Below are 21,949 nucleotides of genomic sequence, written 5' to 3' on the forward strand. Positions count from 1 at the left end.
CAGGCGCGACGAACGGACTTGCTACGGACTGCACTACACCACATCCGGCGGGACCGCGACTCACCTCCTCTGCGATCTCCCGATTGGCAATCGATACCTGGTATCGCGCCTTCCAGACTGGCTGAACGGTTGATTGATGGCGAAGCGGCATGCCCATCGTTCGTCAGTGAGCGCCACCTCCCGCAATGCCCATAATTTGGACAAGGTCGTGATTATACACAGAAAGGGCCCCAGACGCACTCAATTTGACGTCCCGCTATGTACAACGGGCCCCGCCAGCACGCTGGAGGAGCCCGTCACCGGCAGAAGACGGCATCCTATGCCCTCCTCCGCCAGTCAGGTTTGCACTGCCCGGCGGCGTCGAACGCCGCCCTGATGCAGGCAAAAACCTGCTTAGAACTTGTGACGCACGCCTGCGATCACGGCGATCTGCGACTGCGCGCCGGTACCCGTCGGGCCACCCACGTTGTCGATCGCGGCGACGACCGCATCACCCGTAGCGCGTTGGTACACGCCGTTCAGGTACGTCTCGGTGCGCTTGCTGAACGAGTAAGTCGTGCCGGCGTTGACCTGGAACCAGCGCGGCTTCGTGCCCTTGCTGATGCCCGACAGTGCCGTCGCGCCGCTCACGCTGCCATCGCTGTAGACGAAGGCCAGACCCGCCAGCAGACGCGGCGTGAACTGATACTTGCCGTTCAGTTCGAAGGTATTCACGCGAATCGACGACTGATTGACGTAGTTCACCTTGGCGTAGCTGTACACGAAGCCGACCGTTGCTGCCTGGATCGCGTACGAAACACCCGCAGCAGCGATGTCGTGCTTGTCGACGGCGCTCGTGTAGAAGATGTCCGTGGCGCTCGAATAGTCGTTCGAGACCGCGCCGTTGGCGTTGGTCGTACCCGGGCTGGACAGGTGCATGTAGCCGAGGGCTGCCGTGAGCGGACCGTTGGCATAGCCAGCGCCGATGCTGAATGCGTTGTTGTTCGAGAAGCCCGTGCCGCCGCCGGTGTTCGGCTGGTTGCTGAAGCCGTACAGTGCGCCGAACGAGAAGCCGCTGTAGTTCGCGCTCGTGTACTTGATCGAGTTGCTGACGCGGAACGAGTTGTACAGGTTGTCGATGTCGCCGATGTGCGCACCGTACTGCGTGGCCCACTGCTTGGCCGATGTGATCGGGCTCACGAAGTCGACCACGGAGTCGTACTGACGACCGATCGAGACCGTGCCTGCCTGTGCGCTTTGCAGTCCCACATACGCCTGACGACCGAACATGCGGCTGTTTTGCAGCATCGTGCCGTTCATCAGGTTAAAGCCGTTCTCCAGCACGAACACAGCCTTCAGTCCGCCGCCCAGATCTTCCGTGCCCTTCAGGCCCCAACGGTTACCCTGACCAATGCCGCTCACGGCCTGGAAGTTGTGTGCACCCTTTGCGTTCAGGCCGGTAGCGACGTTGTTGACGTAAGCAACGCCCGCGTCGATCACACCGTACAGCGTGACGTTCGTGCTGCTCTGGGCCATTGCCGGAGCGGCAACGGCGAAGCTGGCAGCCGCCAGGGCCGTGAGTTGGAAGCGCTTCATCTTTATCCTCTTTGATGGTGGTCTTATATTTTTTGGCCCGCGGGTGCGGGCGTCCACTGTCAATGTCGGCTGCCTCGATCTGTGCGACGAGGATGCTGCAACCGCATATGCAATGGAGTACTCACCAAATGACACGCGGTGCTTTCCATATGAAGGAAAAGCACCGCGGGTCGTTTGCAAGCGGGTGCATTCTGACACGCTGGCGACACAATTCGCACGCAAGTGGTGCAATTGCAACACATGAAATAGCGGACATATGCGACGTGTACCGCAAGGATTTCGGACACCGTGATAAGTCACATCATGGTCCGGCGATGTCTCGGCAGCGCGGCAAGGCGTGGCGACAATTTCAACGCGACTCTCACCCAACCACGATTCAACGATGCAATGAAAAACGGCGCATCGCCCGTGGGCATGCGCCGTTTTCGGTAACGCTTTCGCCGCAAGTGCGGCGCGAATTTAACGAGCGGGGGCTTTGGAAGCTGCCGTCGCCGCGCGCTTGCGCGCCGCTGCCGCGACACCCCCGACCACCGGCTTCGCGACACCGTTCGCCGCCGTTGCAGCACCATTCACCGACTTCGCTGCGACGGCCGATTTTGCGGGCGCTTTGACTTTCGTCGTTGCTGCCTTCGCCGCCTTGGCAGGTTTGGCCGACTTCGGTGCGCCCCTCTCTGCCACCTTCTCTGCCACCTTCTCCGCCTTGGTGGGCTTCACCGGCTTAGCCGGTTTTGCAGGCTTCGCGGCCTTGGGGGCCTTGGGGGCTTTCTCAACCTTCGCAATCTTTCCGGCATTCGCGCCAGCGGCAGCGCTCGCAGGCTTAGCGGCCGTCTTCGGCGCAGCCTTAGCAGCGGCAGCCAGTTCAAGATCGATGGTGTGTTTGAGGCCTGCGATGACGGGGGCGGCCAGATCGTCGGCAAAGTGATCGAACCAGCGCTTGGCCTGCAACAGCTTCTTTCCGCCGAGACGCCGCTTATGATCTTCGTCGCTGGCGAGCACCTTCGCCGAGAGCCGCGCGCGACCCTTCGAGAGGCGTTCGAGAACGGTGATGATGGTGAACCCGCGATGCGACGTCTTCTGCTCTGCAGACATACTGGCCTCCTGATGTTCCCGCCGCGCGGCGAGCCCGGATTGGATCGAAGCCACGATCTGAATCACGTGGATGCGCTCGATCCTACCACGCCGCAATGTCAATGCCAGCAGGCATGCGGCTTCCAGGCCGTTCAGTGTGTGGTCGGCGCAACCTCAGGCGGCTCAGGTGCCTGCGCGAAATACTGGACGCTGGCCGGTATTGCGAAGCGAATGTCTTCGTCCAGGAACGCGCGCATCAGCGCGAGATTGATGCCTTGCTGCAAATCCATATAGAGGTTGTAGTCGGGACTGAGCACGAAATAGACGACCTCGAAGTCGAGCGAACTCGCACCGAATTGCTTGAAGTGAGCACGGTCGAAGCGCGTCTTGCCGGAGGCTTCCACGGCCTGCCTGACCATCGCCGGCACCCTGGCGAGCTTGTCGGGCACAGTGTGGTAGGTCACGCTGAACGTGAAGACGATGCGTCGCTCGGACATGCGTTTGTAGTTATGCAACGTGTTCTTGAGCAACTCGGTGTTGCCGCAAACGATCTCCTCACCGCTGAGGCTTCGGATGCGCGTGGTCTTGAGACCGATCCGCTCGATGGTCCCCGCCACATCGCCAAACACGATGAAGTCACCGACTTCGAAGGGCTTATCCAGCCCGATGGCGAGCGACGCAAACAGATCGCTCAGCACGTTCTGTACCGCGAGCGCAACGGCCACGCCGCCGATCCCGAGACTGGCGACGAAAGCGGTGATGTTCACGCCGAAGTTCGCCAGCATTGCCAGTAGTAACACGGCCCACGCAAGCACGCGCAGCGTCCACGCCGTCATGGTGACGATGACGGGGTTGTCGGGCACCGTCGCGCGATGTTGCATGCGTCGCGTGGACCAGACGCCCACTGCGCGATTGACCCAGAGCGCTAGTTGCAGACAGAACAACACCGTCCAGCCATGAACGATGGCGGTGTCCCATTTGTCACCGAGGTCCAGCATCTTCAGGCCGATGAGCAATGCCGCGAAGAGCAGCACGAAGTGCCGCGTTGCGCCCAGCACCTCGGCGAACATCCCGGCCGCCTGCGATTGCAGACGCGCCGACAACGCCCCGAAGCGACCGAGCGCGAGTCGCAACACGCCCGTCAGAATTCCATAGCTCAGCACCATGGCGACCGCAGCGACAGCCCAGTCGGCGGGCGCTATCCCTTCGAAGGCTCTCAGCGAAGTCAGCGTGGTCATCGGCAAATGCGTCCTCCTTCGTCAGGCAAAAGACTGATGAAGGAGCAAGCGGCGTGCCGGGCGGACGAGCAGACGTCCGGTCGACCATCGAATCGGCTGACGAAGGCGAAAAAATCCGGGGAAATCAGTGAGATGAGATCGACTTAAGAGGCGTCGAATTCGACGCTGACCGGGCGCACGCCAGCGACAACGCATTGGACAGTTATGCCCAATGTTTCAATCGAAGGAAGAAATTGACCCGGTTCGCTGCTATCGCGGCAGTTACAAAGCGCGCATTGTGATGATTCGGAGCCTCCGACACGAGATCAACAAAAAACCTTATTAAAAATCAAACACATATAAAATCCATTTGAATTAAATTAACTGACAACAGTCCATCAAGCGGACACTCATAGGGCGTTGCACAAGACCCGCGGCGCTAGATTCCGGGCCTCCGCAAGTACAACTACTCAATGAAACACATCAAGGGATTCGATGGCTTACGTGCCTTTGCCGTGCTTGGTGTCATGTTCGTGCACCTGGGGTGGGAACCGTTCGCGTATGGTTGGATCGGCGTCCCATTCTTCTTCGTCCTCTCCGGCTTCCTGATCACGGGCATCCTGCTAGATAACAAGGGGGCCGATGCACGCACGTTCTTCTCGGTCTTCTATGCCCGCAGATCGCTGCGGATCTTCCCACTGTATTTTGCGTACCTCGCAGTCGTCGCGGTGACTTGCTGGATCTTGCGCTTGCCAACTGAGGGCTGGTCGTGGTTCTTCGTCTACCTTCAGAACTTCTATCTCGGCGCACGCCATCTCGAACTGTCCCCGGGCATGCATTTGTCGCACACTTGGTCGCTCGCAGTCGAAGAACAGTTTTACATGCTGTGGCCGCTGCTGGTGTTCATTACGTCCCGCCAGTGGCTGAAGCTTCTCTGCGTTGTGCTGATCGGCGTCGGCGTGGTCTCGCGGTATTGGCTGGCGCATAACACTCAACATGTCGCGTTCGCACCGCTTTCATCGAATCTCGACACACTCTGTCTGGGTGCCCTACTGGCCATCGCGGCGCGCGAGAGCCGCGCACGATTCGTTACGCAGTCCTATGGATCTCTCGCCATCGGTCTGGCGTTGCTGGTTGCGATTAATGTCTGGCCAAACAACACCCTGAACGCATCGAACAGTCAATTTATGTTCGTTCTGGCGCTCGTATTTACAGGTGTGGTGGGCATCGTTGGGTGCAGCCGGAACGGCCTCGGTCTGGAGTGGAGACCCCTCGCGTACATCGGGCGCATCAGCTACGGCCTGTACATCTGGCACGCGCTCGGGTTCGGGATCATCAGCACTGCGCTATCCAGCAGATGGATCCCAGACCTCGGTTGGGTCGTCAACGACGCCGTACGCATCGGTCTGACGTTTTGCCTGGCCGCCGCCTCGTTCCGCTATTTCGAAGCGCCTATCCTGCGCTTGAAAGAGAAGATTTCCCACGGGCCAGACAAGCCCGAGGGGGCCTCGAACACGACCGCAGTCGTCTGAGATTAGGCCTTTGCCCCGGCGGGGCAAGCGTACGCGCCCTTAAGTCGCTCAAGCGCGTCGCCAAATTCGTGGATCAGGAAATCGACCAGTAGCCGAATCCGGGGCGGCACGGGGTTTCCGGGCGCAAATACGACATAGAGATCGATGCGCTGCATCGGGTGAGACGGGAGCAAGCGGACCAGTCGCCCAGACGCGATGTCCTCGTCGACATCCCACGCTGCTTCGCAGGAGATACCCTCGCCAGCCAGCGCCCACTCGCGCAGCATCGCACCATCGGCACTGGCCAGCGTGCCTGTGACCTCGACATCCGATGATCTCCCCTCCAGCTCTCCGTCATGCATGAATCGCCACGTCCCCTGGACTCGATGGCGACGGAACAATCTCAGGCAATTGTGAGTACTTAGCGCTTCCGGCGTTGCCGGATTGCCGTACCGGTCGAGATAAGACGGTGCTGCGACCAGCAGCATGTCCGACGATGCGACTTTGCGGGCGACCATGCCTTCGTCGCCCGGCAAGCCAAAGCGCAGCACGACGTCACAGCCGTCGAGCATGTTTTCAACCCCTGCGTCGGACAGGAACAGCGTGATTTCAAGGCCGGGATGGAGGCGCGCAAACTGCGCCAGCAACGTCGATAGCCGACGACGCCCCAAATCGGACGGGGCGCTGACGCGCAAAACACCTCGAGCGACCGTGCCTCGCGAAGACACCTCGGACTCCACGTCCCGAACCGACTCCAGAATCGCCACCGCGCGCTCGTACAGCAACAACCCTTCGTCAGTGAGATTGAATCGTCGCGTGCTGCGATTCGCCAGACAAACGCCCAGGCGCGTTTCCAGTTGCCGCAGACGCCGACTCACCGCAGCCGGAGAGGAACGCAAGGCAACCGCAGCGCGCGAAATGCCCCCGTTATCGACAATCGCCTGAAAAAGCGCCAGTTCAGAAATCGAGTCCAAGGCCGTCTCCCACCGGTGATTTCACCGCGTACTTATCGGGAGGGATGCTAGCACCGACGGCCCCATATTTCCACTTATCGGAAATATACCGTGCAAATCCATGGGTTTCGGCACGACCCTGACCGATTCAATATGACGCGTCGGCCTAGCTATTTCCGAATTTCACAAATATGGTGCTTCCTTCTCTTCCCCCAAACGGCGTCACCGGCGCAAGCGATGCATTAGCGACGACCGCCCCACCTGCGCCGCTCGCCGACGGAAAGCAGAGCGGGCTGCTCGCCGGGCTCGGACTGGCGGCATGGATGGAGTTCTATACGTTCGATGCCGTCAATCTCGTGCTGCCCGACATGGCCGGCGCATTCGGTGTGTCGCACGATGAAGCCAGTTGGCTCCTGATCGCGTTCAGCGCGTCGTTGTTCTGGGGGATGGCCGTTTCCGTCTGGCTCGCTGGCTATATCGGCCACTTGCGATACATCCTCGGCAGCATCGGGTTGTTCGCGATCGCGTCGCTGGGCTGCGCGTTCGCCAACGACTTCGGAACAATGCTGGTGTGGCGTACCGTCTCAGGGATTGCCGGTGCAGGCCTGGCAATGTGGTGGCGAGGCAGCGTCTATCTGTTGATGCCCCGGCCTCGACGCAGCGGGTCGATGATGCGCATCTCCATCATGATCTATCTGTCGACGGCCGCGGGATTGTTATTCAGCGGATACGTGACCGACCGATACACCTGGCGATGGCTTTTCGTGCCAAACATCGTCGTCGCTGTCGCGGCCATCTGGCTACTCATTCGCCACTATCCCAAGGTTGCCCGCCCAACCGATGCACGCGCCCGTGGCATCGACGCGCCCGGACTTCTGCTCCTTGCGGTTGCGCTCGTTTGCACACAAGTCGTCATGAGCCGGGGGCAGGCGAAGGACTGGTTCGGCTCATCGGAAATGCGCGTATTGGCCTGGGCTGCAATCTCGGCATTCGTCTTGTTCGCCGGATGGCAACTGCATCATCGCAACCGCGTACGGCTGCATCGTCTTGATCTGCTTCGACACCGCGATGTCGCCGCCTCCGTCGTACTGGGGGTGCTTGCGGGCATCATCGTGTCCGGCAGCACGTATGCACTGCCGGAGTTCCTGCGAACCGTTTATTCGCCCGGACTTGACGCGACCCACACGGGACGAATCTTGTGCGTGTATGCACTAACGGCTGCGGCTATTCGCCCACTGGTGACGCGGTCGGTCGGCAAATTCGGGCCACGAAAGGTACTCGCATTCGCCTTTATTCTTTTGACGGTATCCATGTCGCTGATGTCACATCTCATTACGACAACCACGCCGTATGGATATTTCGCGCTACCGCTCATCCTCTACGCCTTCTGTCTTTCGCCGGTACTGTCCGCGCTCGCCAGCGGGACAGTCGCCCGATTGCCGCAAGATGTACAACTGGACGCGGTCGCCGTATACATGACGTTCAGACAATTGGGTATGTCACTGGGTGTGACCCTCGTGACCGTGGTATTGGCGTGGCGCGAGCAGCTGCATTCGAGCCGGTTGTTCGACTTCCTTTACGCGACGTCCGTGCAAGTCAACGAATGGATAACATCCGCAACCACCCTGTTGATGCAGCGCGGGATGTCGGCGACACAAGCGCGCAGCGCAGCCGAAGCGCTACTCACTGAGACCGCGATAAGGCAAGCGAGAACCCTCGCCTATGCAGACGCCTTCGTCTTCATGGCATCTGTCGGGGTGTTGGCTCTGTGCTTCGTCCCCCTGATGTCGCCCACACCATCCAAAGGATGAACGATGAGAGAAAGAAGATTGGTGCTCCTTATCATGGGAAGCACGCGCGCATGCCGAAACTGCCCCGCGATCGCGCAGTGGATTGCCGACATCGGCCAGACGTGCACGGATCTGACTTACGAGATCGTTGATCTCAAAGCGTGGCACCTTCCGCTTGACGACGAGCCGGGACTACCTGCCACGGGCGCCCCCTATGTTCAACCGCACACGCGCGCGTGGAGCAAGAAGATCTCTTCCTGCGACGCCGTGGTTTTCGTCACACCGCAGTACAACTGGGGCTATCCCGCAGCCTTGAAAAACGCTATCGATCACCTGTATTTCGAATGGCGGGACAAGCCCACGGTCATCGTGACCTACGGCGGGCACGGCGGCACCAAGTGCGCCAGCCAACTGCGACAGGTCGCCCAGGCGCTGAAAATGCGCGTCATCACGACAGCCCCGTCCATCACCCTGTCCGATGATGTCATCCGTCACGGTGGCGCCTTGCATCCGGCAACGGATTTAGCCGAATTTGCTTCCAGCGTCGAACAGGCGATGACGGAGTTGGCTGTCAATGTCATGTCTGAGGTCCCAAACGCACGTCCCTGACCTGCATGGGATCACGGGACGGCGATATCGCTGCCCGAATCGCGCGCCTCAATCGAGAAACCGTATCGGCGCGCCCTCCGGACGGCCGACCAGCGTCTCGTCGCGCATAACGCACTTCCCTCTGATGACGGTATGAATGGGCCAGCCGGTGACCGACGTGCCGTCGTAGGGCGTCCAGCCGCAAACGCTGGCGATCCGCGCGTTGCGAATGACGCGACGCTCGTTCAGATCGACGATGCTGAAATCTGCGTCATAGCCGAGCGCGATCCGACCCTTCCCTTCAATGCCGAAAATGCGTGCAGGTCCCGCGCTGGTGAGGTCGACCAGCCGCTGCAAACTCAGTCGTCCCGCGTTGACGTGATCGAGCATCACCGGCAACAGGGTCTGCACCCCGGTCATGCCACTCGGAGATTGCGGATACGGCTTCGCTTTCTCCTCCAACGTGTGCGGGGCGTGATCGCTGCCGATCACGTCCACAACACCTTCGCGGATGCCCTCCCACAATGCCCTCTGGTGTCGTCGCTCGCGCACGGGGGGATTCATTTGCGCCAGACTGCCCAGCGCCTCATAGCACTCAGGGGCATGCATCGTCAGGTGATGCGGCGTGACCTCTACCGAGACGCGGTGTTTATGCTGGGCGAGATATGCGATCTCTTCCGCCGTGGAGACGTGCAGCACATGAATTCGCCGCCCGGTTTCCGCCGCGATATTCACGATGCGTCGCGTGGCCATCAGCGCGCTCTCGACATCCCGCCAGACGTGGTGGTCCGTCACGTCGCCACTCTGTTCGACAATCGATTTTCGTTCGCGCAGACGGCGGTCGTCCTCGGCGTGAATGGCCATCCGGCGGCGACCATGACGAACGATCCTGCGCAATGCGCGTTCGTCATCCACGAGGAGGTCGCCGAACGAGCTTCCCATGAACACCTTGACGCCAGCGCATCCGGGCAGATTTTCCAGCGTACTGAGTTGCTCAGCGTTCGATGCAGAACCGCCGATGTAAAAGGCGTAGTCGCACCACGCGCGGCGGGATGCAGCGTCGAGTTTGGCTTGCAATTGCGTAGCGTCCAGCGTGAGCGGATGAGTGTTCGGCATCTCGAACACGGCCGTGACGCCGCCGAGCACCGCCCCACGGGTGCCCGCCTCGAGGTTCTCCTTGTGCTCCAGACCAGGCTCTCGAAAATGCACCTGAGTGTCGATGACACCTGGGAGCACATACAACCCCCGCGCATCCAGAACGGTTTGCCCGCTCCACGTGCCCGCGAGTTCTCCAATTGCGACAACGCGGCCGTCGCGACATGCAACGTCGACACGCTCCGCGCCGTTGGGCGTCATGACGGTTGCGCCGGTAATCAGCAGATCGGCATGCCTGCGAGAACTTGTGGTTTGCATTCGACAGATCCTTTGCGGAACAATATGCAACTCAGTTGCATTTAAGATCATATCGATATTGCGCCGCCCCGTCACGACGGACGAATGTCGCGGTGTCTTTCCCGGAGGAAGTTGAAATGCGTTTTGGTAGGGTTGCCGCATGGCGGCTGGTGGTAGGGATGGCGGTTCTCGTCGGACTCACCGCACCCGTTTCGTCGTACGCGGCGCAGGGGAAGTTAAGCGTCGTGGCTTCGTTCTCAGTACTCGCCGATATCGTGCAAAGCGTGGGCGGCGATCGCATCGACGTCACCTCGCTGATTCCACGCAATCGCGATGCCCATCACTTCGAGCCCAGCCCTGCGGATGTCGCAGAAGTGCGTAAGGCAGATGTCGTGTTTGTGCACGGCGTCGCTGGCTTTGAGGGGTATTTGCCTCGCCTGATCGCAGCGTCCGGTTACACCGGTCCGGTCGTGACGGTTTCGGAGGGAGTGAAGTTGCGAACCCGTGTTCGCAAAGGCGTGGCGGGCGACGATCCGCACACTTGGAACAATCCAATGAATGCGGTCATCTACGTGGGCCACATCAAGGACGCCCTCGAAGCGAGAGATCCGGCAGGCCGCGCCGAGTACGAAGCCAATGCGGCGCGTTACATCGCTGCGCTAAAGGCCATCGATGCCGACGCTCGCCAACGGTTGGGCAAGATTCCTGAGGCGCAACGCGTGGTGATCTCATCGCACGCGGCGTTTGGCTATCTCGGCGACGCGTATGGCATTACATTTCTCTCGCCGATGAGTATCTCAACGGCCGACGAACCGTCTGCCAAGCACATCGCCGCGCTGATCGATCAGATCCGCAAGGAGCGCGTGTCGGCCTACTTCGTCGAGAATTCGAACAATCCGCGCCTCGTGGAACTGGTCGCCAAGGCGACCAACGTGAAGTCCGGCGGCGAGCTGTATGCAGAAGCGCTTTCAGCCCCGGGCGGCCCGGCATCGACGTATCTCGACATGCTTCGTCACAACGTCGACACGCTCGCCACGGCGTTGGAGAAAGCGCCTGCGCAGGCCAGCGCGAAGTAGCGGCAATAGGCAATGGCGCGCCGCGTGTCGTAACGCGGCGCGACTGCACTCATTTCGGAAGATTGTCGAGATAGTATTGTGCCGCGCGCGTGACGTGGCGCTCGGCAAGCAACGCCGCGAAGGCGGCGTCGCCCGTTTGCACGGCGCGCAATATCGCGGCGTGCTCTTCCCACGTAACGCGAACTTCCTCGTCATCGGTTTTGACGAAGACAATACGCGTCCGATCACGTAGCGAGCGCATCAGATCGGCCAGCATTGCGTTAGCACCGGCCGCGTACAAAAGATCGTGAAAGCGCGCGTTCAGCTCCAGCAGCCCGGAGGTTTCACCCGCGGCGACCTTTGCATTGCCTTCCTGCAGGACGGCCTCGATTCGCTGGACAAGCTCCGGCGAACGACGCTCTGCGGCCAGCCGGGCGTTGAGGCCTTCAAGCGTGGCGCGAATCTGCACGAGTTCTCGTGTCGATGCCGGATCGATCGAAGCCACCACCGCTCCATGCCTTGGGCGCACCTCGACCAGCCCTTCGACGGCCAGCGCCCGCAGGGCCTCCCGCACCGGGACGCGTGAGACATCCAGCTCCTCGGCGATCCGTCCTTCGACGAGCCGGTCGCCAGGCTTGTATTCGCCCTTGGTGATCGACTCACGCAGACGATCGAACACCAGATCAGACAATTGCTGATGCATGATCGGCACGCGCCCATTTGCCGCCTTGGCTCCCCGCACCATATTTCCAGTCTCCCCTAACCGCCAATGGCGCAATTCTAGCAGCGCGCGGCATTTCGTAGACTGTACACAATATGAATTTGGGGGCTGCATCTATCAGCCTCGGTCCGGGATCGAAGCCATGAATGCAAGCATTTCCCGCCCGAGCCAGTCCTCGCCGGAATTGAAATGCGCCACGATGGACGTGTGGTTGTGCCCGCGTGCCTGCACGAAGCGCGGCGGCGCCCCCCGATGCCGCAGCAAACGCAGGAAGAACTCAGCGCCGTAATCGTCGAGAAACCGATTCTCGTACTCGGCGACCGCAATCATGGTCGGCACGACACTTCGGGTGGCATGCGTGAGCGGTGAGCGCTCGGTATACGTCGTTTCATCGGGACCGAAATACGTCTGCACCGGTCTGGCGTTCGGATTTCGGGGATCGGTATCTGCAAAGAGTCTCGCGCTAATAAGCACCAGTCCCGCGACGATCCCGCGCATGTCGTCACCTCGCGCGTGCGCAGGATCGAACAGGCTGCTTGCCGCATGGGTGCCCCCGGCGGAATGCCCGACCAGGATAATCCTCTGCGGATCGATGCCCCACTCCCGGGCGTGTTCGTGCACCCACAGGACGGCATCGGCGACATCGTCCGTCCCGCCAGGCCACGGCGCCACGTCGGCCAATCGATATTCCACGTTGACGGCCACAACGCCCTGCCTCGCGAACCAGTGGCAAACGTTGTCGTAAATCTCGCCGTTCACGCTCTTGCTGCCGCGTACAAACGCCCCGCCGTGAACGAAAATCACGGCATCGTGAAGGGCGTCGGGCGAATCGCTCGATTTGCGCACAGGGCTGAACACATCGAGTACCTGACGCGCGTGCGTGCCATACGGCAGATCGCGCGTCACATGCGGGCTCTTCGGTGCGGCCGCGACGACCGGCGTGTAGCAATCGATCACTATCTTGCGATTGCCGACGATATCGTCATTCCAGCGCGGGCCGATCTCCCGCAACTGCTGGCGCTGCGCCTGCGGCAATGCGCCGAACGGCTCCATGGCGACGTTGTCCGCATTCACCATGACACGCTCACATCGCCGTTGACGAACGTCTGACAGGCCATTCGGTAGCCTTCTGCGATCGCTTCGTCCGTCAGATGACGGCGCTCTTTGGCCTTGACTGCGTCGGTATGCGCGATGCCCGCTTCGACCTTGCATCGACAGGTGCCGCACAGCCCACCACCACACTTGAACGGTATACCGCCCTTCTCCCGCAGCGAAACCCTCAACAGATTGCTGTTCGGCGGGGCCTCGACGGTCTTGCCGCCATTCGTCAAGAAGGTGATCTGAACCGTCGTCGCGGCGCGCACGGTGTCGTCGCGCCGGGTCAGCCGCGCGGCCGCAGGATCGCCACCGACTAAAGACTGTAGTGACGCGAGCGCGTCGGGAACGCTCTCGAACTGCTCGAAGAATTTTGTCGGCACGAGGTTGGCGTCACCACCCGCCTCGTCGACGATGCGCACGCGCGTCGGCGTGTCGAGTCTGGCGACCACGAAGGCCGCGACATGGCGTTTTCCGTAAAAATAGTCGTGCGTTTCCAGCGCGGTGATGCCGGGTGTCGGCTCGCTGCGGTATTGGCCCGGGCGACTCGTCAATACAATGAACATGCGAACTCCTTGTCGCGATGGCGCTGCTTCTGCGCCTATTGCTTCTACTTCGCGCAGACTTCCGGAGCGGTAACGGCGACCTCGGCCCCTTGCTCCAGTTCGATATCGTGCTCGATCCACAACTGGCACACGAGCCTGTAGCCCTCGGACAACCGCTCGCCCAGTTGCTTCTTCTCTTTCCAGTTAGGGGCGGGCAAATGCTCGTCGCCCGCCAGCACCCGGCAGGCACACCGTGCACACTTGCCCATCCCGCATTCGTAGCGCAGATGCGGATACGGGAACTGCTTGATCCCCGCGCGCACCACGAGATTGGCGTTCGGCTTCACCTCTTCCTGAAAGGTCTGCCCGTTCTTGTGAAATACGACGATTGGCATGAAGCCCCCTGTCAGATCCGATGTTTCACGCGGCCGCATCGACCGGCGGCGCGTGGTGAAAGGTGAAGCTGTCGGCGTACAAGTACCGTACGCTCGCCCCGTTCGCGACGAACGATCGGGTCGCGTCGGCGATCATCACTGGCGAACCACACAGATAGATGGCGTGCTCCGACAGATCGGGCTGATCGGAAAGCACCGCGTCTTGCACGTAGCCCCGCACGCCCTGCCAGCCTGCGTCCGCACGCGAGAGCACCGGCACATAACGGAAGTCCTCGTGCGTCGCAGCGAGCGCTTCGAGTTCTTCGTGCAGATACAGGGCGTCGGCAGTGCGTGCGCCCCAATACAACGTGATGGGTGGCGTATCGCCCTCGGCCAGCATTTCGGACAGCATGCTGCGAAGCGGCGCGATGCCCGTGCCGGTCGCGACCATCACGATCGGACGATAATCGTCCGCGTGATAGCCAAAAGCACCGAGCGGCGCTTCGATGTCCAGCGTCTCGCCGGCGCGCAGCGTGCCGAGTCGCCGATGCGTGAAATGGCCACCGTCGATACGCCGGATGTGGAACTCCGCCAGCGCGGGATCGTCCGCCAACGTCGCTCGCGACGCCATCGAGAAACTGCGTACTCCGAGGTCACCCAGCAGTACGTTCAGGTATTGCCCCGGACGAAACGCGAAGGGCTGCCCATCGTCAAACGTCAGCACGAGACGCGTGACGTCACCGCTCAGGGGTTCGACGCTCAGCACCTTCGCCTGACGGCGCTGTGTCGCCGGAGCATCCAGCACTCGTTCGGTACTCACCACGAGATCGGAACAGGCACGTGCCTGACAGAGCAACGCGAAGCCCGCATCGGCCTCCTCCTGCGACAACGCAAGGGGCATCTCTTCGTATTGCACGTGTCCTTCGCGCAACGTCACACGACATGTCCCGCAGCCGCCGAACTCACATTCCGACGGCAGCACGACGCCCGCCCGGTGCGCCGCCGACAGCACGGTCTCGTCGGGCGATGCATCGAAGCTGCACTGCGCTTCGATCCAGGTGATTCGATGGGCCACGATTTTCCTCGCCGTCAGAGTTTGATGTCAGCCTGCACCAGCACTTCGCGAGCGCTGGCACCCAGCAACGATTGCAGCGCGGCGAGGCCCGCCAGCCCCGCCTGCGTGTCCTGCTCGCCGTTCCCCCCGGACAAGCCGATGCCGCCCACGACCTGACCATCGACCACGATGGGGAAGCCACCGACGAACGCAGCAAACCGGCCTTCGAAACTCCATTGAATGCCGAATGCCTCGTTGCCCGGCAGTGCAGGACCGTTCGGCGGTGTGGTGAACAAATGCGTCGAGCGCTTGTGTCCGGCAGCGGTGAACGCCTTGTTCCAAGCAATCTGCGGGCCAGTGATACGGCCGCCGTCCATCCGTTCGAGCGCGAGTGGAAAGCCGCCTTCGTCTACGACGCAAATCGATTCGAGTACGCCGATTTCGTGCGAGCGCGCGATGGCTGCGGCAATCATGTGACGCGCTTCGGCCAGTTCAAGTTTGAAGAAAGGTTTCATGTCGAAGTGAGAATCCTGTGTTGATCGGACGTATGCGGTCGGCGTCAGACGCCGCGATAGATCGTCTTGACCTGCAAATAGAAGTCGAGTCCGTCGCGCCCCGATTCGCGGAACGTCGCCGTGCTCGACCGCTTGAGGCCGCCGAACGGAGCGTTGATCAGATTGCCGGTCGTCGTGCGATTGATCTTGACGGTGCCGACTTCGATGTCGTCGACGAAGCGATGCATGAGGCGCGCGTCCTGCGTGACGAGCGAAGCGGCCAGCCCGTAGTCGCTGTCGTTGGCCACCGCAATGGCATCCTCATAGCCATCGACATCGATGACGGCGATCACTGGTCCGAAGATTTCTTCACGAGCGATGCGCGCGTCGCGAGGCACATCGGTGAAGATCGCGGGTGTCACGAAGTAGCCGTGCGCATAGGCACCGTCCACGAGCTGTGTGCCACCGCAAACCAGTTTGGCTTCGCCACGGCCAATTTCGACGTACTCAAGTACCGTCCGAAGCTGCCCCTCGGTGGCGAGCGGCCCGATATCGTTGCCCGCCTCGAGCCCCGGACCGATCTTGAGTGCCACCGTTCGCGCTACCAGTTTTTCGACGAACGCCGCACGAATCTCGCGGGCCACCAGCACACGACTTGTGCCTGTGCATGCCTGCCCCGTTAGCGAGAATCCGCCCTTTACCGTGAGCTCGACAGCGCGGTCAATGTCGCGGGCATCCAGCACGATCAGCGCGTTCTTGCCGCCGAGTTCCATTTGCGTGCGCGTCGACATCGATGCCGCGCGGTGAATCTGCTCACCTGCCGACGTCGAGCCCGTGAAGGAAATCGCACGAATCTCCTTGGCACCGACAAGCACCGGTCCGACGGCGCTGGCGCTGCCAGTAACGAAATTCAGCACGCCGCGCGGGATGCCCGCTTCGACGAACGCCTCGACCAGCCGCAGGCCACTCAAGGGCGCATCGGTGGCAGGCTTGAATACAACCGTGTTTCCGCAGATCAAGGCGGGCGCAATCTTGCGCGCCGGAATCGAGACGGGGAAATTCCACGGGGAAATGACGGTCACGACGCCGAGCGGTTCGCGAACGGTATACACCGCCATGTCTGCGTCGTCGTTCGGGAAGGTCTCGCCACCGAACGATTGGGCTTCGATGGCGTAGTAACGCAAGGTCTGGGACGCGCGCAGAAACTCGTCCTTGGCGAGCGATTTCTGCTTGCCCTCCTCGCGGGCAAGCTCATCGCCGAATCGCTCTGCGTGACGCTCCAGATAGGCGGCAGCGCTCAGCAAGACTTTGGCGCGCACGCCGGGTGCGGCACGCTTCCATGCACCGAATGCCGAGGCGGCTGCCTGAACCGCCGCTGTCGCGTCCGCTTCGCCGGATGCCTGAAAGACGCCGACGACATCGCGTGTGTCGGCTGGGTTACGATTCTCGAAGGTGCGTCCGGTCTGGCTCGCGCACCATTCGCCGTCGATGTAGTTGAAGAACGTGGGCACAGTTGTCATCACTGCAACAGTCCTGCAAAGAAGCTGAGGGGCCGCGCTCCCGTGCCTGCCATGCGCGGCACAGGAACGCGGCGCTACGTCAGTCAGGCCGCCAGCCCAAGCTCAGGCAGCGGCAATTCCTTCTCCACGTAGTCGTAGTAAAGCGCCGTGGTATACAGCAGGCGCATTTGCGCACCGATCTCGCAAATCTTCAGGCAGCGCGCCTGAAGCTCCGGCGTGTTCGCGTTCTCCAGCACGATCTGGTAACCGCGCTCGCCGTGGATCTCGTCGGACACGATGTGCAGATCGAAGAACTCGACTTCTTCGTCGGTGAACTTATAGGTGTCGCGCAGCGTAGGCGTCTGCTTGCGATAGATCGACGGGACTTGCGACTCAAGCCCCACCACCAGCCCGGCCACCGCGACCACCGGGTCTTCGCGCATGGCCACGGCGTAGCACCAGCTTTGCAGTCCGCGCGTCGTGGGCGACATATTGTCCGGATCGACCACGCGCTCACGCGTCGTGCCGCAGGCCTCGGCGAAGCGGATCAGCAGATCGGTGTGACGATCGCCACCGATCTCTTCCTCGTACATGTTCGCAAGCAGGAAGTCCTTCGCTTCGGTCATGTGATCCGGCGTACGCGCATACAGGTAGCCGAGATAGTCGGCAAACGGCCCGACGTAGTGGTAATGGTTCTCGGCCCAGCGGGCGAGATGCGCGCGAGAGAGCTTGCCGCTCGCCCACGCCACGCTAAACGGCGCCTTGTTCGCGCTCTTGCCCTTGATTGCCTCTTCGAGTGCCGCGCGGAAGGTTTCGCGGTCCATCAGCTCTGCCATGTCCAACTCCTTTGATTGCCAGGTGAACGATCCATAAGCGCTGGATCGGATGATTTTTGTATACGGTATACTGTTTTGCAAAAAATGCCAATACGACGAAACGAGTGAGTCAGTAGTCTTTCCGGGAAGGTCAGTCGGCCGAACGGCCGGCAGCGGCGGCCTGCGGCGCGGCATGGGTGCCGATGTGTGCAGCGGGTACTGCAGATGCGTTGCCATTGCCGACGGGTTCGATGGCGTCGAGCGCAATGCCGTTCGTCTCGGGCAGCATGATCGCCGCGATGACGACAAGTCCATAACCGACAGCGGCCACGACAGGAATCGCGAGCGTCAGCGTGGTGTGACCGCTGGCAAGCCAGCCCGCCATGAACGGAAACACGGAGCCGATCACACGCCCGGCGTTATAGGCCACGCCGTAGCCCGTCGCCCGAATCTCATGCGGATACGTCTCGGAGATGGTGGCGGCGACCCCGGCAAACGTCCCCTGCATCAGCACGCCCATCAGGAAACCCAGCACCATCATGACCGGCATAGGCGCGGGGATCAGCATGTACGCAATGCTCATCGCGAAGGCCCCGATCGCGAACAGGATGTACGTCGGTCGTCTGCCCAGCTTGTCGGTGCACCATGCGCCCACGACATAACCCACGATGGATCCGGTAATGGTGATGGCCAGCCACAATCCAGTGCCCGTGACCGAGAGGCCACGCTCGGTCTTGAGCCACGTGGGCATCCACGTTGCGATGGCGTAATACGAGCCGAGCATGCCGCCGGAGAGCAGACTGCACCACAGCGTACGGGCTGCGAGTCGGCCCTTGAACACGCCGCGAATCGTCGTCAAAGGGCTCGTCTGACTGCGCTCGGCCAGCGTGCGCGTGAAGGCTTCTGGCTCTTCGAGATTGCGTCGCAGCCAGAACACCAGCAATGCGGGTGCCACGCCGATGAACAAGCACACGCGCCACGCCCATTCCGGCGGCAGCCAGTTGAAAATCGCGCTGTAAGCCAGCGCCGCCAGCGCCCAGCCAAACGAATAGCTGCTGGCCGTGAATCCCGAGAACTTACCGCGATGCGCCGGATTACGGATCGTCTCCATGACCAGCACCATGCACAGCGACGACTCACCGCCGAAGCCCAACCCCTGAATGATGCGCAGCACGGCCAGTTGCGTAGGCGAGTTGGCCAGCCCGCACGCGAAGCATGCCAGCGCAAAGAGCGCGATCGTCCATCGCAGAATCTTCACCCGGCCGTAGCGATCTGCCAGCAGGCCGGCGCCGATCGCGCCGACGAGCGAGGCGATCAGTGTGTAAGTGACGATGCTGCCTGCCGTCGCCTTGCTCATATTCCAGGTGGTGAGCAACACCGGAATGAGGAAGGAATAAATCATGAAGTCGTAGACGTCGACCGTATGGCCGATGAACGTACCTGCAAAGGCACGCTTCTCGTTTCTCGATAGTGAGCTGAGCCAGGACATGGTGGTGTCCTCCTTGAGTTGTCTTGGTTCTGTGGGATCGTCGGTAATGAAAAGGGTGGTGCCTCAGGCGGGTGGAACAAAAGCGTAGCCGGCCGCTTCAAGCAGTTCGGCGACGCGGATGGCGCGCAAGTCGTGGTACAGCGGTGCCACGATTTGTACGCCGACAGGCAGGCCCTGCGCGGTGCGCCCGGCCGGCGCAACCGTCGAGGGCAAACCGCACAGGCCTGAATGGCCTGCCCAGAAAAGCTGAGTGGTGAGCGGCTGCGCGCGACCGTTCACGTCGAGGGTGCGTTGCCACGGTGCACCGGCTTCGTTCAAGGGAAATGCTGGCGTCGCGGCCACCGGACAGAGCAGAACGTCCACCTGCTCGAACAACGCGCGCCACGCGGCGGCATACCCCTCACGCAGCGGTTGCAGACGCAGCCAGTCGCGATGGCTCAGCACCGCGCCGGTGTGTTGGAGCGAGGCGTAGCGCATATCGTCGTGCGCGACTTCGCGCGCCGCCGTCTGTGCGGATGCGTAAGCCTCGTCGGACAAATAACCGCAAGTCGCTGCACGCAGGAGTAGCGTGTACACCCGCAAGAGTTCGGCCGCATCGAGTGCCGGACGCGCGTTCCAGACGACCTGAGCGCCTTCTCGCTCAAGCGTCTTGCCCAGATCCACGAGGCATTGCTCGACGGTGGCATCGACCTCGGCAACGGCATGATTTGGGAGAATGCCGAAACGAACCTGACGCAAGTCGTCGACGTCACAAGGCGGAAGCTCGATGCGTACCGCGCAGGCTGCATCGACCGACGGGCCAGCAAGCGCGCCCAGCACATGACGTAGGTCGGATGCGCTGCGCGCGAGTGGTCCGGCCACATTGATGTCGGGAAAGGTCACACCGCCGGGCAACCCGTGACCGTCGAGCGGTATGAGGCCGTGCGTGCTCTTATGCGAAAAGATCCCGCAGTAGTGCGCGGGATTGCGGATTGAGGAGCCGATGTCGGAACCGACGTCGAAGAACGCCATCCCCGAACAGACGGCGGCCGCGCTCCCGCCCGACGAGCCTCCGGGAGTGCGCGACAGATCGTGCGGATTGCGCGTGGTGCCGTACACCGCGTTGTAGCTCTGCCAGTCGCGCAACCAAAGCGGCACATTGGTCTTGCCAAGCAGGATGGCACCCGCATCGAGCAGACGCTGTACGACGGTGGCATGTCGCGTGGCCATGTTGTCTGCGAACGCGGGATCCCCCACGGTCGTGGGCCAGCCGAGCACATCGAACGATTCTTTGATGGTGAACGGCACCCCGTGCAACGGCCCTCGCGCAAGTCCTTCCCGTCGCTGCGCATCGCACTCCCGAGCGGTCAGGTACGCTCGCTCGAAATCGCTCACCACAACCGCATTGAGCCGGGGGTTGGCTTCACGCCAGACGCTTTCGCAGGCTTGCACAAGTTCGACGGAAGTCACTTCGCCGCGAAGGAGCGCCGCTTGAACGGGCCCTACTGAGGCGTGGTGCCAGGGGAAACCTATACTGACTGGCCTTGCTACGGGTTCAGCCAGCGTCGCTCCCGGGGGATGATCGAAAGCGTCAATCGTGAAGTTTGTCATGATGGGGTACGTATTTCAGTATTCTGTATACCATCTGCCGACAAATTACGACTGTCAAGGGACTGGGGGATCAGGGTTTGTGCGGAGTAGCCTGCCGAGTGGCAGGCGCTTGAGGGAGTGACCGGGTACTTCACCCGGTCGTTAGATGGCGCGTTACGCCTTGAGCAAGGCCGACGCGTTGCGCGTCAGGATGGCATGTCGACGCGACTCGTCGAGTCCGGACAAGTCGTCGTGCGGCTTGAGCAATCCCATCGGGAACGGCCAGTCGGAGCCGAACACGACATTTTCCGAACCGAAGACGGACTCACTCAGCGCCAACGCGACGTCATCGTGCGTAATGCAATCGACGTAGAAGCGGGAGAAGATGCCACGCGGAGAAGGAAGCGTCACATCGACGCCCGGTCGGGAGGTTCGATAGCCGCGCTCGTATCGACCGGCAAGCATGGCGGTGGCGCCACCGCCATGCGCAAGACAAAAGCGAATTTCCGGATGCCGGACCGCCACGCCCCCGAAAGCAAGGTGCGACGCCGCGACAGTCGTCTCTACCGGATTACCCATCAGATTCTCCAGGTAGAACTTGCTCAGGCGAGTGTCGCAGCACTGCCCCGGGTGAAGGAATAGAAAAGCGGATTGCGCATTCAACGCCGCCCAGAGGGGCTCGTATGCGGCGTCTGAGAGCGTGCCATCGTATCCCCCTGCAGCCCCCGCGTAGCGAAACGTTTCTTTGTTTTCCAGCACCAGCCGAGCCGCGAGCTCGGGATGTTCGAGCGGCAGATGCAGCAGCGCAGACAGACGCGATGAAAAGCGCTCACAAACCCTTCGCAACCCATCGTTGACATACGCGCACCACACCGACGACGCAGCCCGATCCAGCGATTGTCGATACATCGGTGGCGGTATCGACACCCATGCTTGCGCGACGCCTTGTTGATCCATCCACTCGATCAGCGCTTCGGGCGAAAACAAGGCACTCAGCCCGATCGTGTGACCGTCGAGCGTGAGCCGTCGTGCTGCGCTGTCCCATTGAACATTCGCCATCGTGGACAGCCGGGCCTCATCGATCGGGGCCAGATGCGCGTGAACATCCAGCGCAATGCGTGTGGTTTCCATGTCGACTCCGAACT

The 21,949-nt window shown here is 61.5% G+C and carries 20 protein-coding genes; 4 read left to right on the forward strand and 16 right to left on the reverse strand.

Annotation, left to right across the window (positions count from 1 at the left end; translation table 11 throughout):
• Window positions 1-393: 393 nt before the first annotated feature.
• From PCO31010_RS06025 to PCO31010_RS06035, 3 genes are all read right to left on the reverse strand, one after another.
• On the reverse strand, window positions 394-1,575 hold the full coding sequence (locus PCO31010_RS06025) for a porin (RefSeq protein WP_039397265.1): 1,182 nt from the start codon (window positions 1,573-1,575) through the stop codon (window positions 394-396).
• A 459-nt stretch (window positions 1,576-2,034) separates the two neighbouring features.
• Window positions 2,035-2,664, reverse strand: a complete 630-nt coding sequence (locus PCO31010_RS06030; RefSeq protein WP_150663379.1) for a hypothetical protein — start codon at window positions 2,662-2,664, stop codon at window positions 2,035-2,037.
• Between the two features lie 131 nt (window positions 2,665-2,795).
• Window positions 2,796-3,881, reverse strand: a complete 1,086-nt coding sequence (locus PCO31010_RS06035) for a mechanosensitive ion channel family protein (protein WP_150663380.1) — start codon at window positions 3,879-3,881, stop codon at window positions 2,796-2,798.
• A 452-nt stretch (window positions 3,882-4,333) separates the two neighbouring features.
• On the opposite strand from PCO31010_RS06035, the gene PCO31010_RS06040 reads away from it, so the two are divergent.
• Entirely contained in the window at window positions 4,334-5,392 is a 1,059-nt protein-coding gene (locus PCO31010_RS06040; RefSeq protein WP_150663381.1) for an acyltransferase family protein, read from the forward strand.
• Window positions 5,393-5,394: 2 nt separating this feature from the next.
• Here PCO31010_RS06040 and PCO31010_RS06045 read toward each other — a convergent pair whose 3' ends face one another.
• Complete coding sequence (locus PCO31010_RS06045) at window positions 5,395-6,345, reverse strand: LysR family transcriptional regulator (RefSeq protein WP_150663382.1); 951 nt, start codon at window positions 6,343-6,345, stop codon at window positions 5,395-5,397.
• Between the two features lie 170 nt (window positions 6,346-6,515).
• On the opposite strand from PCO31010_RS06045, the gene PCO31010_RS06050 reads away from it, so the two are divergent.
• Window positions 6,516-8,135, forward strand: a complete 1,620-nt coding sequence (locus PCO31010_RS06050; RefSeq protein ID WP_150663383.1) for an MFS transporter — start codon at window positions 6,516-6,518, stop codon at window positions 8,133-8,135.
• A 33-nt stretch (window positions 8,136-8,168) separates the two neighbouring features.
• Window positions 8,169-8,723: an NADPH-dependent FMN reductase gene (locus PCO31010_RS06055; protein ID WP_246184458.1), complete on the forward strand. Its 555-nt coding sequence runs from the start codon at window positions 8,169-8,171 to the stop codon at window positions 8,721-8,723.
• Between the two features lie 48 nt (window positions 8,724-8,771).
• Here PCO31010_RS06055 and PCO31010_RS06060 read toward each other — a convergent pair whose 3' ends face one another.
• Entirely contained in the window at window positions 8,772-10,115 is a 1,344-nt protein-coding gene (locus PCO31010_RS06060; RefSeq protein ID WP_150663533.1) for a dihydroorotase, read from the reverse strand.
• Window positions 10,116-10,273: 158 nt separating this feature from the next.
• Between PCO31010_RS06060 and PCO31010_RS06065 the strand changes: the two genes are divergently transcribed.
• On the forward strand, window positions 10,274-11,170 hold the full coding sequence (locus PCO31010_RS06065) for a metal ABC transporter solute-binding protein, Zn/Mn family (RefSeq protein ID WP_150663385.1): 897 nt from the start codon (window positions 10,274-10,276) through the stop codon (window positions 11,168-11,170).
• Between the two features lie 49 nt (window positions 11,171-11,219).
• Here PCO31010_RS06065 and PCO31010_RS06070 read toward each other — a convergent pair whose 3' ends face one another.
• The 11 genes from PCO31010_RS06070 to PCO31010_RS06120 all read right to left on the reverse strand — a co-directional run bounded on the left by PCO31010_RS06070 (window position 11,220) and on the right by PCO31010_RS06120 (window position 21,935).
• Entirely contained in the window at window positions 11,220-11,894 is a 675-nt protein-coding gene (locus tag PCO31010_RS06070; RefSeq protein ID WP_150663386.1) for a GntR family transcriptional regulator, read from the reverse strand.
• A 93-nt stretch (window positions 11,895-11,987) separates the two neighbouring features.
• Window positions 11,988-12,947 carry an alpha/beta hydrolase gene (locus PCO31010_RS06075; RefSeq protein ID WP_150663387.1) on the reverse strand — a complete coding sequence of 320 codons (960 nt, stop codon included), beginning with the start codon at window positions 12,945-12,947 and terminating at the stop codon, window positions 11,988-11,990.
• Window positions 12,941-13,234: a 2Fe-2S iron-sulfur cluster-binding protein gene (locus PCO31010_RS06080; RefSeq protein WP_150663534.1), complete on the reverse strand. Its 294-nt coding sequence runs from the start codon at window positions 13,232-13,234 to the stop codon at window positions 12,941-12,943. Before PCO31010_RS06080 ends, PCO31010_RS06075 begins: the two co-directional genes overlap by 7 nt.
• A 341-nt stretch (window positions 13,235-13,575) precedes the next feature.
• The gene (locus tag PCO31010_RS06085; RefSeq protein WP_150663388.1) at window positions 13,576-13,905 is read right to left on the reverse strand and encodes a 2Fe-2S iron-sulfur cluster-binding protein; all 330 of its coding nucleotides are present in this window, start codon (window positions 13,903-13,905) and stop codon (window positions 13,576-13,578) included.
• Window positions 13,906-13,930: 25 nt separating this feature from the next.
• Window positions 13,931-14,959, reverse strand: coding sequence for a 2Fe-2S iron-sulfur cluster-binding protein (locus PCO31010_RS06090; protein WP_150663389.1), 1,029 nt, complete (start codon window positions 14,957-14,959; stop codon window positions 13,931-13,933).
• A gap of 14 nt (window positions 14,960-14,973) precedes the next feature.
• Window positions 14,974-15,453 carry a GlcG/HbpS family heme-binding protein gene (locus PCO31010_RS06095; RefSeq protein ID WP_150663390.1) on the reverse strand — a complete coding sequence of 160 codons (480 nt, stop codon included), beginning with the start codon at window positions 15,451-15,453 and terminating at the stop codon, window positions 14,974-14,976.
• 44 nt (window positions 15,454-15,497) lie between these two features.
• Window positions 15,498-16,952, reverse strand: a complete 1,455-nt coding sequence (locus tag PCO31010_RS06100) for an aldehyde dehydrogenase family protein (protein WP_150663391.1) — start codon at window positions 16,950-16,952, stop codon at window positions 15,498-15,500.
• An 83-nt stretch (window positions 16,953-17,035) separates the two neighbouring features.
• Window positions 17,036-17,767, reverse strand: coding sequence for an iron-containing redox enzyme family protein (locus tag PCO31010_RS06105; protein ID WP_039397245.1), 732 nt, complete (start codon window positions 17,765-17,767; stop codon window positions 17,036-17,038).
• 130 nt (window positions 17,768-17,897) lie between these two features.
• Window positions 17,898-19,235 carry an MFS transporter gene (locus tag PCO31010_RS06110; protein WP_150663392.1) on the reverse strand — a complete coding sequence of 446 codons (1,338 nt, stop codon included), beginning with the start codon at window positions 19,233-19,235 and terminating at the stop codon, window positions 17,898-17,900.
• A 63-nt stretch (window positions 19,236-19,298) separates the two neighbouring features.
• On the reverse strand, window positions 19,299-20,825 hold the full coding sequence (locus tag PCO31010_RS06115) for an amidase (RefSeq protein WP_150663393.1): 1,527 nt from the start codon (window positions 20,823-20,825) through the stop codon (window positions 19,299-19,301).
• A 153-nt stretch (window positions 20,826-20,978) separates the two neighbouring features.
• Complete coding sequence (locus PCO31010_RS06120; protein ID WP_174984383.1) at window positions 20,979-21,935, reverse strand: amidohydrolase family protein; 957 nt, start codon at window positions 21,933-21,935, stop codon at window positions 20,979-20,981.
• Window positions 21,936-21,949 lie beyond the last annotated feature (14 nt).

The organism is Pandoraea commovens, from assembly GCF_902459615.1.
Taxonomy (GTDB): Bacteria; Pseudomonadota; Gammaproteobacteria; order Burkholderiales; family Burkholderiaceae; genus Pandoraea; species Pandoraea commovens.

Bases quoted from the DNA above. Each gene is read 5' to 3' on its own strand.
- PCO31010_RS06115 (WP_150663393.1), bottom strand. From the start codon at position 20,825: ATGACAAACTTCACGATTGACGCTTTCGATCATCCCCCGGGAGCGACG.
- PCO31010_RS06055 (WP_246184458.1), top strand. From the start codon at position 8,169: ATGGGAAGCACGCGCGCATGCCGAAACTGCCCCGCGATCGCGCAGTGG.
- PCO31010_RS06105 (WP_039397245.1), bottom strand. From the start codon at position 17,767: ATGGCAGAGCTGATGGACCGCGAAACCTTCCGCGCGGCACTCGAAGAG.
- PCO31010_RS06070 (WP_150663386.1), bottom strand. From the start codon at position 11,894: ATGGTGCGGGGAGCCAAGGCGGCAAATGGGCGCGTGCCGATCATGCAT.
- PCO31010_RS06030 (WP_150663379.1), bottom strand. From the start codon at position 2,664: ATGTCTGCAGAGCAGAAGACGTCGCATCGCGGGTTCACCATCATCACC.
- PCO31010_RS06035 (WP_150663380.1), bottom strand. From the start codon at position 3,881: ATGACCACGCTGACTTCGCTGAGAGCCTTCGAAGGGATAGCGCCCGCC.
- PCO31010_RS06040 (WP_150663381.1), top strand. From the start codon at position 4,334: ATGAAACACATCAAGGGATTCGATGGCTTACGTGCCTTTGCCGTGCTT.
- PCO31010_RS06050 (WP_150663383.1), top strand. From the start codon at position 6,516: ATGGTGCTTCCTTCTCTTCCCCCAAACGGCGTCACCGGCGCAAGCGAT.
- PCO31010_RS06075 (WP_150663387.1), bottom strand. From the start codon at position 12,947: ATGGTGAATGCGGACAACGTCGCCATGGAGCCGTTCGGCGCATTGCCG.
- PCO31010_RS06065 (WP_150663385.1), top strand. From the start codon at position 10,274: ATGGCGGTTCTCGTCGGACTCACCGCACCCGTTTCGTCGTACGCGGCG.
- PCO31010_RS06095 (WP_150663390.1), bottom strand. From the start codon at position 15,453: ATGAAACCTTTCTTCAAACTTGAACTGGCCGAAGCGCGTCACATGATT.
- PCO31010_RS06025 (WP_039397265.1), bottom strand. From the start codon at position 1,575: ATGAAGCGCTTCCAACTCACGGCCCTGGCGGCTGCCAGCTTCGCCGTT.
- PCO31010_RS06100 (WP_150663391.1), bottom strand. From the start codon at position 16,952: ATGACAACTGTGCCCACGTTCTTCAACTACATCGACGGCGAATGGTGC.
- PCO31010_RS06110 (WP_150663392.1), bottom strand. From the start codon at position 19,235: ATGTCCTGGCTCAGCTCACTATCGAGAAACGAGAAGCGTGCCTTTGCA.
- PCO31010_RS06120 (WP_174984383.1), bottom strand. From the start codon at position 21,935: ATGGAAACCACACGCATTGCGCTGGATGTTCACGCGCATCTGGCCCCG.
- PCO31010_RS06060 (WP_150663533.1), bottom strand. From the start codon at position 10,115: ATGCAAACCACAAGTTCTCGCAGGCATGCCGATCTGCTGATTACCGGC.
- PCO31010_RS06085 (WP_150663388.1), bottom strand. From the start codon at position 13,905: ATGCCAATCGTCGTATTTCACAAGAACGGGCAGACCTTTCAGGAAGAG.